The sequence below is a fragment of the Pelagibaculum spongiae genome (genome assembly GCF_003097315.1).
GTDB classification, from domain to species: Bacteria; Pseudomonadota; Gammaproteobacteria; order Enterobacterales; family Pelagibaculaceae; genus Pelagibaculum; species Pelagibaculum spongiae.
Genome location: NZ_QDDL01000011.1, coordinates 20,180 through 32,762 on the forward strand (window position 1 = coordinate 20,180; position 12,583 = coordinate 32,762).

Sequence of the window (12,583 nt, forward strand, 5' to 3'; positions counted from 1 at the left end):
ATTAACAATAGGATAAAAAACTATTTAATTACCATTCAAAAACTTAGCTATTGGCTTAAAACCTCGACGATGAATGTCACAAATACCCAATTCGTCTAGTGCCAACATGTGCTGTTTGGTGCCATAACCCTTGTGTTTCTCAAAGCCATAACCTGGATATTTTTCAGCCATCTCAACCATTTCACGGTCGCGCGTGACTTTAGCTAAAATCGATGCTGCAGCAATCGATTGTTCAGAATCATCACCACCAATAATGCATTTACTCGGATAAGGTAATTCCGGTGCCCGGTTACCATCAATCAAAACCAATTCTGGTTCGATGGTCAATCCTGCCACCGCTTTTTGCATTGCTAGCATGGTGGCATGCAAAATATTCAACGTTTCAATTTCTTCTAGCTCACAACGAGCCACGCAATAGCTCAGTGCTTTTTCACGAATTTCATCGAATAAAAGCTCACGTTTTTTCTCAGATAATTTTTTGGAGTCACGCAAACCCTCAATTGGGTTTTCTGGATCTAAAATCACCGCTGCGGTCACTACTGGACCAGCTAAAGGGCCACGCCCTACTTCATCGACACCTGCAACTAGCATGGTTGTTCCTCTAATAATTGAATAACCGCTTGTGCTGATTTTTCACTGGCGTCACAACGCAACGCTTTTGCGATATCGGCAAAGTTCTGTTTTAACGCATCTGACGATTTAGCATCTAACCAATGATTGACCACCTCGGCTAAAGGTTGCGCTTCCACTTTAGACTGCAACATTTCTGGCAGTAACTCAGCTTTTTTCAAGATTTTTTGCCCGAGTAAATTAGGCAAGCTGAAATGGGTTAAATCGATAATTCGAATAAATATCTGGTGGCTAATCGCGGAAAATTTGTAACAAGGCACCATTGGCCGACCAATGAGCAACCCTTCCAATGTCGCGGTGCCCGATGCCATTAAAACAACATCACTCGCCGCCATAATGTCTCGCGATTGACCGTCAAAGAGCGTTAGCCCCTCAACAGATCCAGCCTGTTGTAGTGCTGCTTCAAATAAACGTCGGCATTTCTGATTTGCTAGCGGCACGGCAAATTGAATACCCGGTTTTTGCTTAGCCAGCAATTGAGCCGTTTCAATAAATGGACGCGCCAAATATTTAAGCTCACTGCCGCGGCTGCCCGGCATAATCGCAACCACTGGCTGATCAACCACCAAACCCAGCTTGCTTCTAGCAGGCTGCTGGTCATCAATCACCTTTAATTGATCCGCCAAAGGGTGACCAACAAAACAATGCTTTATTTTGTGCTGCTTATAAATATCTGTTTCAAACGGCAGCAAGCACAGCATTAGATCAACCGCTTTAGCAATTTTGAAAATACGCTTTTTACGCCAAGCCCAAACCGAGGGGCTGACATAATGCACCGTTTTTATTCCGGCCTGTTTAAGCTTGGTTTCTAGCCCCAAATTAAAATCTGGCGCATCAATGCCAATAAATACATCCGGTTTTAATTCGAGCAGCTGCTGAACTAATTGCTTGCGCATTGCCAACAACTCTCGCAATCGGCCCAGCACTTCCCACAAACCCATCACCGATAATCGCTCCATCGGATAAAGACTTTTTAAGCCTTGAGCTTGCATATCGTCACCACCAATACCAACAAACTCGGCATCGGGATAACGTTTCTTAAGGGATTCAATCAGGCCAGAACCTAAAATGTCACCAGACATTTCGCCTGCCACCATGGCAATTCGCATTGTTCCTCCTGATTTAGCGATGATTTATTGCGGAGTCGTGAAGCGGGAAAAGCAAACGCCTTCCAAGAAGGAAGGCGTGAAATTTTTTTAGCGGGTTATGCCACGCTCGGTACCTTTGATGAATTCGGCGAAGTACTGAACTTCGGAAAATTCATCGGCAAACGGCTGCATAAATTGTAACGCTTCATCCAACGGCAATTTTTTACGGCCATACAGCGACATGTAGCATTTCTTTAAAGCAGAAACTGCTTCTTTAGAAAAACCACGCCGCTTAAGACCTTCAAAGTTCAGACCACGCGCCGAACCTTCTTCACCATGTGCCATTACATATGGAGGAATGTCTTTATGAACCCGGGTGGAAAATGCAGTGAATGCATGGGCGCCAATTCGACAGAACTGATGCACTAAAGTGAAGCCACCTAAAATTGCGTAATCATCCATACTGGCATGTCCTGCCAGTGATGCGTTATTCGCCAGAATACAATGATTAGCAATCGAAACGTCATGGGCTAAATGCACATACGCCATAATCCAATTGTCATTACCAATTTTGGTGACACCACCATCTTGAACCGTGCCACGATTAAACGTAACAAATTCACGAATAGTATTTCGATCACCAATTTCCAGTCGCGTAGGCTCCCCAGCATATTTTTTATCCTGGGGATCTGCGCCTAAAGAGGCGAACTGGTAAATTTTGTTTTGCTTCCCGATTGAAGTCGGCCCTTCAATGACTACATGGGAAGCAATATCAGTGCCGTCGCCAATTTCAACACCGGCGCCAATAACACTGTAGGGGCCAACCCTTACATCTCGGCCAAGCCGAGCATCAGGGTCAATAATTGCCGTAGGATGAATCAAAGCTCAATGTCCGTCTCTGCACAGGTAATTTCAGCCTTAACTGCCAGCTCACCATCAACTGTAGCCCGGCAGTCAAACTTCCAGATTCCGCGTCTATCTTTGGTATATTCAACTTCAAGATGCAGCTGATCACCTGGCACTACTTGACGACGGAAACGCGCACCATCAACACCGGTCAGCAAATAACTAGCACCTTTTTCTTCATTTCTGGATTTCAAGATTTCAAAGCCAAGCAGTGCACATGCCTGAGCCATCGACTCAATCATTAACACACCAGGCATTACAGGATATCCTGGAAAATGCCCCTGAAAGCAAGGCTCATTAACCGTCACATTTTTGATCGCCACCAGCTTTTTATTCTCAGTAATAGAGATAATTCTATCGATCAACAAAAATGGATAGCGATGTGGCAGCACTTCTTTAATCTGGTTTACATCAATTAACACGAACTTTATTCCTCAGAATCTTTCAATTCGGCAAGAGATTTTTGTAACTCGCTAATTTGGCGAGCCATTTTATCTAAATGTCGGAATCGAACAGAATTTTTTAACCAGTCGCGGTGTGGCTGCATAGGTGTTGGAGATGCATACATTCCTGGCTTATTCACTGAACGGCTTATCATGGTCATTGCCATAACATGAACATCATCCGTCAATTCAAGATGACCAGAAACGCCACCACCACCAGCAATCGTACAACGTTTGCCTAAAGTGGAACTTCCTGCAACACCAGATTGACCTGCTAAAGCACAGTGATCTTTTATTTGGACATTATGTGCAATTTGCACCTGATTATCGATCTTGACGCCGTTACCAATAATGGTATCGGTTAATGCACCTCGGTCAATTGCAGTAGCAACACCTACTTCAACATCATCACCTAAAGTGACACCACCTAATTGATGAATTTTGACCCAGCGCCCCTGCTCATTAGCGAAACCAAAACCATCTGCGCCAAGTACTGATCCGCTATGCAATATCGCACGCTGACCAACTTTGACATCATGGTACAAGGTAACCCCATCCCATAAGCGACAACTCTCACCTAGGACTGAATTTTGACCCACAGAACAGCGGGCACCAATCATACAGTTATCGCCAATTCGTGCACCGGAGTCGATCACAGTAAATGCGCCAATGGTCACATTGCTTCCTATTTCAGCATCTTCGGCAATTACTGCCGAAGGGTGAATTAGGCCATTGGCTTTTGGCGCGGTATCAAACAAGCGAGTTGCCATAGCAAAACCCAAATATGGGTTTTGCATTTTCAATACGGCGCAAGGGGCTTGTTCTGCTTGATCGGGGTGAACAATGACCACCGACGCTTTGGTTTGCTCTAGCTGAGACTCATATTTCCGATTAGCCAGAAATGTCATCTGGCCAGCAGTGGCTGTTTCCAAAGTCGACAACCCAGTAATTTCCAGCTCGCCATCACCCACTAATTCTGCCTCAAGCTGCTGGGCAATATCAGAAAGTTTCATTACTTGGCTGCCTTTGACGCATTTAAACGTTCAATAACTAAATCTGTAATATCTAGTGATTCATCGGCAATAACTGCTACACCTGTTTCATTTAAAATCAGGTCTAGTTTTTTCTCTTTAGCTAATTTTTTTAATAATGCACGAACTTGCTCACCCACTTTAGCTTGTTCGGTATTTTTAAAAACACCCAGCGTATTTAGCTGTTGATTCCTACGGCCAGCTAACTCACGTTGAGCAGATGCCTGCATCGCATTAATCGCTTGCACCAATTTTTGCTGTTCTGAATCCAACTGCTGAGCTGAAAGCAAATCTTTTTGTAGCTCAAATTCTTGCTGGGCTTTTTGTGCGCGTTCAGAAAATACCTTACGAATTTCCTGTTCCATTTTTTGCACTGCTTGCTGGGCTTCTTGCTCTTTGCTTTGCAGTAAAGTGGTTAATTCTTTACCCATTTGTGACTCTTGCAAAACACGAGAGAAGTTAATCACACCCAATTCAACTGCATTAACTGAAGAAGCAGCAAGTAAAAGCGCCGAAGAACAAACCAGTTGAACAAACTTTTTCATTAAATCATCCTTCAATTAAAACTGGGAGCCAATATTAAACTGGAAATTACGGGTCACATCTTCTGGCTGTTCTTTGAGTGGGAAGGCATAGCTAAATGACAACAACCCCAAAGGAGACAACCAATCAAATGAAACGCCAGAGCTAGCACGATAACGGCCAATATCACTGAAATCTGGAATTTTTGCCCGCTCTGTTGCCGACAATTCCTGATAATCGCTGTAATCAAAATGGGTGTTATAGGCACTACCGGCATCAACAAATAAAGAGAAACGTGTTGATGTGCTGTCTTCCGAGAATGGGTTAGGGAAATATAATGATGCCCCAGCCACTAATCGTAAATTACCGCCTACCGCACTATTGTCAATTCTAATGGTATCGTTACTACTAGGCAACGGAGTTCCAATTTCCGTCGCAGGAGTACGAATAATATCTCTCGGCCCTAGAGAGTTATCATCAAAACCGCGAATCGTTGAACCACCACCAGCAAAATAACTTTCAAAGAAAGGTAACGATTGGTTTACGCCGGTATCTGTTTGTCCGTAACCATCGCCATAGGCAATAGAAGACCGCAGCAAAAAGCTCCAGTTCTTGGCAATCGGAAAGTAATACTGGTTTTCGTAACTGGTTTTATAAAACTGAAGATCACCAACTGGAATAGTTGCTTCGGCATTAATTCGATGATAGCTACCCGCATCCGGGAACAAGCCTCGATTTCGAGTATCGTAACTCCAACTTCCAGTTAAGGATAACGTCTCAAAACCGATGGTTGGGTCGATAGCGATGTCCTGACCGTGATCAGCGAAAAACGACCTGACTTGGGATGACGGCGAACTACCGGTAATGATATCGGTTTGTTCTGCAGTAATACCCAACCGCAAACGACGATTTTCATCTAGAGGAATACCGAAACTTAAACTACCGCCAATCGAGTCGGTGGTATAGCTAGTAATCGATAACTTAGATGCATCAGTTTTGCGATAATAAACACTGAAACTGCGGCTAACCCCATCCAAAGTGAAGTAGGGATCAGAAAATGACAATGAATAGTTGGTTGTCGCATCCGACTTATTCAGCGTAATGCCAACCTGATTACCAGTGCCCAAAAAGTTATTCTGGGAAATACCAAACTGATAAACCAATCCCTGTGACGAACCACCTAAGCTGACATTAACACTGCCAGACGGCTGCTCTGTCACCGAGAAATTCAGATCTACTTGGTCATCGGTACCTGGTACAGGAACAGTTTCAACACCAACAGCTGAGAAAAAGCCCAAGCGCTCTAAACGTACTTTTGAACGCTGAACAGATGCATTGGAAAGCCAGCCGCCTTCAACTAAACGCATTTCCCGACGCAGCACTTCATCTTGGGTTTTTACATTACCCAAGAAATTAATTCGACGAACATAAGCGCGTTTTCCAGCATCAACAAAAAACACCAGATCAACTTGCTTGGTCGTTTCATTTACTTCGGGAATCACATTGACATTGGCGAATGCATAACCGTCATTACCTAAAATGCGAACAATACCGTCACGACTAGCTGAAATATTTTGCCGCGCATAAAGCGCCCCCGATGCAACGAACAATCGAGAAGTTAACCTAGATTTTTCAACCCGAGTTTCACCAGCAATTTTCACTTCGCCAATCGTATATTGATCGCCTTCTTCTAAGTTAACCGTCAGATAAACATCTTTGCGGTCAGTGGTGATTGAAACCTGGGTAGAGAGGATTTTAAAATTAGCAAAACCACGGTTTTGATAAAATGAACGAACCGTCTCTAAATCGGCAGCAAACTTTTGCTTGGAATACTGGTTATTTTTACTAAAGAAAGACCATAAATTGCCAGCACCTTGCAAAAATTCTGTCTGTAATTCTTCGTCAGTGAACTGGGTATTACCGATCAGTTTTACCTGACGGATTTTAGCTACCTGGCCTTCATTGACTTTAAGGGTGATCGCAACACGATTTTGCGGCAAGGTTTCGGTTACTACTTCAACTTTTACACCATATTTACCTTGGGCAAAATATTGGCGTTCCAGTTCCTGAGTCACCTTATCGAGCAAGGAACGATTTAATACCTCACCTTTACCAAGACCACTTTCAGAAAGACCTTTTTTCAGATCTTCATCAGAAATATCTTCGTTGCCATCAATGGTAATCAGACCAATGGTTGGTCGTTCTTCTACGGTAATGATCAAAACATCACCATCGCGTGCAACCGTCACATCCTGAAATGTGCCGCGTTTGAACACTGAGCGAATCGCTTCAGCCAATCGCTGCTGATCGACTTTATCCCCTTTGCCAATGGCCAAATCCTTGAAAACCACGCCTTCAGGAATTCGATCCAGTCCACGTACTTGAACATCGCTAACAACAAAAGGACTAAACGCTTGAGCTGTAGATGCAAACAATCCGGTCAGGCCGGAAAGCAATAATCGTCGAGTAAATTTTCCCATCAAAACAATGCCGGGTTAAGTAAGCGAAAAGCCGCTGTATGGCTCAAATCAGCCGCATAATATCGTTGTAAATTGCCAAAGCCGTCAAGCCCAGAATCAGAAACAAACCTATCTGCCTAAATAAAAGCTCTGATCCTTGTGATAAAGGCTTGCCTCTTAGCCATTCCAACCCCAAAAGTACTGCATGTCCACCATCCAATACTGGAACAGGGAGTAAATTTAATACCCCTAACGACAAACTGATGTAAGCCAGAAAGCCTACATAAGCAAAAAAGCCGAAGCCTGCCGCTTGCCCTGCCCCTTGAGCAATACTTAATGGCCCACTCACCGTCTTAGGTGAAACATGACCCGTCAGCATTTTTCCAATCATACCCAGCGTAAGCTTGGCCATATACCAAGTGCGCTCTACGCCTTTTTCCAAAGCCTCAATTGGCGAATAATCTATGGTGCGATAGTAAGAAGCATCAGCCTCTTGCCTAGCAACACCTGCACCCAACAATCCATATTTTTTACCATTTTCTTCCATCGAGCCCAGCGTCAGAAAAATCGGTTGTACTTGCTGATTTCTGATCACTTCAATCTGGACTTTCTGATCTGGCCTACCACGTACTTCAACTACCAGATCTTGCCAACTTTCAATCGATTCTCCATTAAGTGAAACGATTTGATCATTTACTACAATACCGGCAGATTTTGCTGCACCGTCGTCGGAAAGCAATCCAACAATTGGCATTAACTTCGGCAAGCTGGGTGAAATACCCAAATCACCTAAAATATTCGGGTTCGATTCATCTAATTTCCAATCAGATAAATCAAGACGACGCAATTCAGTGACATTGGAATTAGATTTCTGAATCAGAACTTCAACTGGCTTATCATCGCCAAGATGCTTGAGCAGCTGCAACTGGATATCAGACCAGCCCACCACCTCATCACCGCTGACTTTAAGTAGTTGATCACCTTCCTGTAAACCGGCCGTTTCAATTAATGACGATTCAGCTACTTTACCCAGCACCGGCTTTAGCACTTGCTGTGACGGCAAAAAAACGATCCAGTAAAGTACTACAGCTAAAATCAAATTGGCAATTGGCCCTGCCAGTACCACCGACATTCTGGCGGCGACTGATTTAGACGCATAGGCTAAATGACGATCTTTTTCAGCCACTTCTTCGTCATCTTCACCCAGCATTTGCACATAACCACCCAAAGGCAGCATGGCTATCACATACTCGACACCGTCTTTACCATTCCAGCGCAGTAGTGGTTTACCAAAACCAATAGAAAACCGCAGCACTTTAATGCCATTTTTTCTAGCAACCCAGAAATGGCCGTACTCATGGATGGTTACCAGTATTCCTAACGCCAATAAAAAGGCGATTAGTGTTTGCATAGCTGTTCCGCAATCTCGTTAGCATAAATACGGCTTTGTTGGTCTACTGATAAAACCTGATCCAGCGAACTTGGAGTCCACTGCTCAGTTTTTGCCAATACCTTATCAGCCACACGTGCAATATCCAAAAAGCCTATTTTTTGCTGTAAAAACGCTTCTACAGCAATTTCATTAGCCGCATTCAATGCAACTGGCATAGCACCGCCAGCAGCAGCAGCATCGGCTGCAATTCTTAAGGCAGGGAAACGATCAAGATCTGGCGCATGAAATTCCAAGCTGCCCGTTTTGACCAAATCCAACCAATCAACACCCGACTCTACTCGGTTTGGCCATGACAGAGCATGAGCAATCGGAGTTCGCATATCTGGATTACCCATTTGCGATAATACTGAGCCGTCAAAATATTCAACCATCGAGTGAATAACACTTTGCGGATGAATCACAATATCGATTTCTTGTGGTGGCATAGAGAACAAATGGCAGGCTTCAATCAGCTCCAACCCTTTGTTCATCATAGTGGCAGAATCTACAGAGATTTTTCGCCCCATTGACCAATTAGGATGAGCGCAAGCCTGATCTGGCGTGACACTTTCCAATTGATCCAATGGCGTATTTAAAAATGGTCCGCCGGAAGCGGTCAATAATAAACGTCGAACACCTTCGGGACGAACACCACACTTACCATCACCTGGCAAGCACTGGAAGATCGCATTATGTTCGCTATCAACTGGCAACAACAACGCGCCATTTTCACGCGCTTCAGCCATAAATAATTCACCAGACATCACCAGTGATTCTTTATTCGCTAACAACACCCGCTTACCGGCACGCACGGCCTCTAGCGATGAGCTCAAACCTGCAGCTCCAACAATCGCTGCAACAACGGTATCCACTTGTGGCAATGCCGCCACATAATCTAGCCCTTCAGCACCGTGCAACAATTCACAAGGTAAGCGGCATTTTCTTAGCTGATCAGTAAAATTTTGTAGATTATGATCACCGGTTACCACCACATAATCAGGACGGAATTTACGGCACTGCTCTAACAAACGTTCCAGATTAGAGTGACCGGTCAAAGCAGCTACCCGGTATACATCTGGGTAACGGGCAAGAACATCCAGCGTACTACATCCGATAGAGCCAGTAGCTCCCAGAATCGCTATCTGCCGCATTTTTATAATCGCTCCATCAACAAAATACCTAGGGCAAAGATTGGGCCTGCCGCCATCAAACTATCAATTCTATCCAACACACCGCCATGACCCGGCAATAGGTTACTGCTGTCTTTTATGCCGGCACTGCGTTTAAGTACACTTTCAAACAAGTCGCCCGGCACAGAAATAATAATCGTTAGCAACATTAGGCCGATCAACCAACCGGTCAATGGCAAGCCAAAAGCCAAAGCTAAAATAGTACCAAGAGCCAGTGCTGCGACTAATCCGCCCGCCATGCCTTCCCAAGTTTTTCCCGGACTAACCTTCGGCGCCAATTTGGTTTTTCCAAAACGTTTTCCGGTGAAGTAGGCTCCAACATCAGCACCCCAAACCAAAAACATCAAAATCAGAATCAAGCCACCATTTGGCATCATTGCTTTTAGCAAGACCACCGACAACCAAGTAGCTGGAATTAATAACACACCTGCTGCTGCAATAATCGCCCGATCCGGTCCATTTTCGCCATCAAAGGTTAAGACCTTTGCCACGGCCCATACCCAACAAATCGATGCTACTGACATTAAAACGAGCACCCAGTCCTGATCAAACCAAGTCTCTGGTGCTGGAGCAAAAATCGCCATAGCGACAATCGCACCACCGACCAATCCACCATAGCCAAGCTTTTGTACTTTACCCATCCCGGCCAAATTAGCCCATTCCCATGCTGCTGGCACGCAAAATAGCGATAAAATCATTCCAAGAACTGCCGGTGAAGCGGCAAAAATTGCGGTCAAAACAGGGACCGCTAAAACCACTGCAGTAATAAATCTTTGCTTAAGCATTATTTTTTTCTACCTGTGCGGAGGTCATGCCAAAACGGCGCTGGCGGGATTGATATTCTGCTACAGCATCAGCAAAGCTCTGCTCATCAAAATCCGGCCACAAAACAGGGGTAAAATAGAATTCACTGTAGGCAAGCTGCCATAACAGGAAATTACTGATTCGTTGTTCTCCCCCAGTACGAATCAATAAATCGGGCAACGGCAGATCAGCCATTTGAATATGCTTGGAAAGTGCTTCAGGAGTGATTTGTTCAGGTTGAATATCACCAGCTTGGACTGATCTGGCTAACTTCTGAGCCGCCTGGGCGATATCCCATTGCCCGCCATAATTGGCTGCAATAACGAGTTCTAGCGTTTGGCAATGTGCAGTACTAGCAATTGCCTTTTCAATTCGCTGTTGAAGCGGCACATCAAATACAGAGGTATCGCCAATAATTCTCAGCCGAATATCTCGCTCGCACAGCTCTGCAAGTTCGCTTTCCAATACATTGAAAAACAAACCCATTAGATAATTAACTTCACGTAAAGGGCGTTTCCAGTTTTCACTGCTAAAGGCAAACAGTGTTAACACTTCAACACCTGCCAGCATCGCACCTCGAATTGCGGCACGAACTGATTTAGCACCTTTGCGATGGCCAAAAACTCTTGGTCGTTTACGCTGTTTGGCCCACCGACCATTTCCATCCATGACAATGGCTACATGCCGCGGACCGGTTTGCCCCGGATCACTCAAGACCCCTGCCTCCATAAAAGAATGGCCTCCATCCAGAGGCCATTATATGCATCGCGAAATCTGAATATCAGACTTCCATCAGCTCAGCTTCTTTTGCATCAAGACGCTTATCGATTTCAGCTACATAGCGATCAGTCAGTTTTTGCACTGATTCCTGCGCTCTGCGTTCATCGTCTTCGCTGGCTTCTTTCTCTTTTACTAGTTCTTTAAAATCGCTATTAGCATCACGACGCGCATTACGCACCGATACTTTACTGTTCTCACCTTCGTGACGAACCAGCTTCACCATTTCACGGCGACGCTCTTCAGTCAGAACAGGCAATGGAACGCGAATTATTTCACCAGCAGAGCAAGGATTCAAACCTAGGTTAGACGTCATAATTGCCTTTTCAACGGCAGAAACTAACGTCTTTTCCCAAACTTGAATGGTCAATGTTCTTGCGTCACCAATACTCACATTGGCAACTTGCTTCAACGGTGTATCAACACCGTAGTAAGGCACCATAATGCCTTCTAGCAAACTTGGATGTGCACGACCTGTGCGCATTTTTGACAGGTTATGTTCAAGTGCTTCAAGCGACTTGGCCATACGCTGTTGACTGTCTTCTAGAATTTCATCGATCACGATCTGTCTCCCGAAACCAGAAACGTACCTTCAGCTTCGCCAGCGACTACCCGCTGCAATGCGCCTTGTTTGTTCATGTTGAACACACACAAAGGCATGTTGTGATCTCGACACAACGCCAAAGCAGTCAAATCCATCACTCGCAACTCTTTACTGATGGCTTCATCAAATGACAACTCATCATAACGGATCGCATCTGGATTTGTTACCGGATCATCACTGTAAACACCATCTACTTTAGTCGCCTTGAGTACCAGATCAGCTTCGATCTCAATGCCTCTCAAGGTGGCAGCAGTGTCCGTAGTAAAGAAAGGATTGCCCGTACCTGCAGAGAAAAGCACAACACGGCCTTTTTCCATATGGCGAATTGCCCGCATTCTATCGTAGCGTTCTACTACGCCACTCATAGGAATTGCTGACATTGCCAGCGCACGCAAACCAGCTCTCTCAAGGGCATCACGCATTGCCAAGGCATTCATTACCGTGGCCAGCATACCCATGTGATCACCAGTAACCCGACCGAGGCCAGCTTTTTGCAAAGCTGCGCCCCGGAACAGGTTGCCACCACCAACAACCAGACCGACCTGCACACCAAGATTCACAACCTGACGAATCTCACCGGCCATGCGATCTAGAACTTCTGGTGAAATACCAAACTCACCATTGCCCATCAACGCCTCACCGCTCATTTTGAGCAGGATGCGATTACAACTTGGTCTTTGCGCAGGTCTTGTCATGA

13 protein-coding genes are annotated in these 12,583 nt (G+C 44.9%); all 13 read right to left on the reverse strand.

The window, feature by feature from the left end; genetic code table 11:
• Positions 1 to 24: 24 nt before the first annotated feature.
• Positions 25 to 591, reverse strand: a complete 567-nt coding sequence (gene rnhB / locus DC094_RS18695; protein ID WP_116688654.1) for a ribonuclease HII — start codon at positions 589 to 591, stop codon at positions 25 to 27.
• Positions 585 to 1,739: a lipid-A-disaccharide synthase gene (gene lpxB / locus DC094_RS18700; RefSeq protein ID WP_116688655.1), complete on the reverse strand. Its 1,155-nt coding sequence runs from the start codon at positions 1,737 to 1,739 to the stop codon at positions 585 to 587. The genes rnhB and lpxB overlap by 7 nt, the downstream gene beginning before the upstream one ends.
• A gap of 87 nt (positions 1,740 to 1,826) precedes the next feature.
• A complete protein-coding gene (gene lpxA / locus DC094_RS18705; protein WP_116688656.1) occupies positions 1,827 to 2,600 on the reverse strand; it encodes an acyl-ACP--UDP-N-acetylglucosamine O-acyltransferase in 774 nt (257 codons plus the stop codon).
• On the reverse strand, positions 2,597 to 3,046 hold the full coding sequence (gene fabZ / locus DC094_RS18710; protein ID WP_116688657.1) for a 3-hydroxyacyl-ACP dehydratase FabZ: 450 nt from the start codon (positions 3,044 to 3,046) through the stop codon (positions 2,597 to 2,599). The genes lpxA and fabZ overlap by 4 nt, the downstream gene beginning before the upstream one ends.
• Positions 3,047 to 3,051: 5 nt before the next feature.
• Positions 3,052 to 4,080: a UDP-3-O-(3-hydroxymyristoyl)glucosamine N-acyltransferase gene (lpxD, locus tag DC094_RS18715; RefSeq protein WP_116688658.1), complete on the reverse strand. Its 1,029-nt coding sequence runs from the start codon at positions 4,078 to 4,080 to the stop codon at positions 3,052 to 3,054.
• Positions 4,080 to 4,643, reverse strand: a complete 564-nt coding sequence (locus DC094_RS18720) for an OmpH/Skp family outer membrane protein (protein ID WP_116688659.1) — start codon at positions 4,641 to 4,643, stop codon at positions 4,080 to 4,082. The genes lpxD and DC094_RS18720 overlap by 1 nt, the downstream gene beginning before the upstream one ends.
• A gap of 15 nt (positions 4,644 to 4,658) precedes the next feature.
• Positions 4,659 to 7,100: an outer membrane protein assembly factor BamA gene (gene bamA / locus DC094_RS18725; protein ID WP_116688660.1), complete on the reverse strand. Its 2,442-nt coding sequence runs from the start codon at positions 7,098 to 7,100 to the stop codon at positions 4,659 to 4,661.
• A 43-nt stretch (positions 7,101 to 7,143) separates the two neighbouring features.
• Positions 7,144 to 8,490: an RIP metalloprotease RseP gene (gene rseP / locus DC094_RS18730; RefSeq protein WP_116688661.1), complete on the reverse strand. Its 1,347-nt coding sequence runs from the start codon at positions 8,488 to 8,490 to the stop codon at positions 7,144 to 7,146.
• The gene (gene ispC / locus DC094_RS18735; RefSeq protein WP_116688662.1) at positions 8,478 to 9,662 is read right to left on the reverse strand and encodes a 1-deoxy-D-xylulose-5-phosphate reductoisomerase; all 1,185 of its coding nucleotides are present in this window, start codon (positions 9,660 to 9,662) and stop codon (positions 8,478 to 8,480) included. The genes rseP and ispC overlap by 13 nt, the downstream gene beginning before the upstream one ends.
• 2 nt (positions 9,663 to 9,664) lie before the next feature.
• Positions 9,665 to 10,486, reverse strand: coding sequence for a phosphatidate cytidylyltransferase (locus DC094_RS18740; protein ID WP_116688663.1), 822 nt, complete (start codon positions 10,484 to 10,486; stop codon positions 9,665 to 9,667).
• Positions 10,479 to 11,234 carry a polyprenyl diphosphate synthase gene (gene uppS / locus DC094_RS18745; RefSeq protein WP_116688664.1) on the reverse strand — a complete coding sequence of 252 codons (756 nt, stop codon included), beginning with the start codon at positions 11,232 to 11,234 and terminating at the stop codon, positions 10,479 to 10,481. Before uppS ends, DC094_RS18740 begins: the two co-directional genes overlap by 8 nt.
• Positions 11,235 to 11,286: 52 nt before the next feature.
• The gene (gene frr / locus DC094_RS18750; RefSeq protein ID WP_116688665.1) at positions 11,287 to 11,844 is read right to left on the reverse strand and encodes a ribosome recycling factor; all 558 of its coding nucleotides are present in this window, start codon (positions 11,842 to 11,844) and stop codon (positions 11,287 to 11,289) included.
• Positions 11,841 to 12,581: a UMP kinase gene (pyrH, locus tag DC094_RS18755; protein WP_116688666.1), complete on the reverse strand. Its 741-nt coding sequence runs from the start codon at positions 12,579 to 12,581 to the stop codon at positions 11,841 to 11,843. The genes frr and pyrH overlap by 4 nt, the downstream gene beginning before the upstream one ends.
• Positions 12,582 to 12,583: the final 2 nt, after the last annotated feature.

What these genes read in the sequence shown, in the direction of transcription:
- lpxD (WP_116688658.1), bottom strand. Translation starts at nt 4,080, where the DNA reads ATGAAACTTTCTGATATTGCCCAGCAGCTTGAGGCAGAATTAGTGGGT.
- lpxB (WP_116688655.1), bottom strand. Translation starts at nt 1,739, where the DNA reads ATGCGAATTGCCATGGTGGCAGGCGAAATGTCTGGTGACATTTTAGGT.
- uppS (WP_116688664.1), bottom strand. Translation starts at nt 11,234, where the DNA reads ATGGAGGCAGGGGTCTTGAGTGATCCGGGGCAAACCGGTCCGCGGCAT.
- ispC (WP_116688662.1), bottom strand. Translation starts at nt 9,662, where the DNA reads ATGCGGCAGATAGCGATTCTGGGAGCTACTGGCTCTATCGGATGTAGT.
- rseP (WP_116688661.1), bottom strand. Translation starts at nt 8,490, where the DNA reads ATGCAAACACTAATCGCCTTTTTATTGGCGTTAGGAATACTGGTAACC.
- bamA (WP_116688660.1), bottom strand. Translation starts at nt 7,100, where the DNA reads ATGGGAAAATTTACTCGACGATTATTGCTTTCCGGCCTGACCGGATTG.
- DC094_RS18720 (WP_116688659.1), bottom strand. Translation starts at nt 4,643, where the DNA reads ATGAAAAAGTTTGTTCAACTGGTTTGTTCTTCGGCGCTTTTACTTGCT.
- DC094_RS18740 (WP_116688663.1), bottom strand. Translation starts at nt 10,486, where the DNA reads ATGCTTAAGCAAAGATTTATTACTGCAGTGGTTTTAGCGGTCCCTGTT.
- pyrH (WP_116688666.1), bottom strand. Translation starts at nt 12,581, where the DNA reads ATGACAAGACCTGCGCAAAGACCAAGTTGTAATCGCATCCTGCTCAAA.
- rnhB (WP_116688654.1), bottom strand. Translation starts at nt 591, where the DNA reads ATGCTAGTTGCAGGTGTCGATGAAGTAGGGCGTGGCCCTTTAGCTGGT.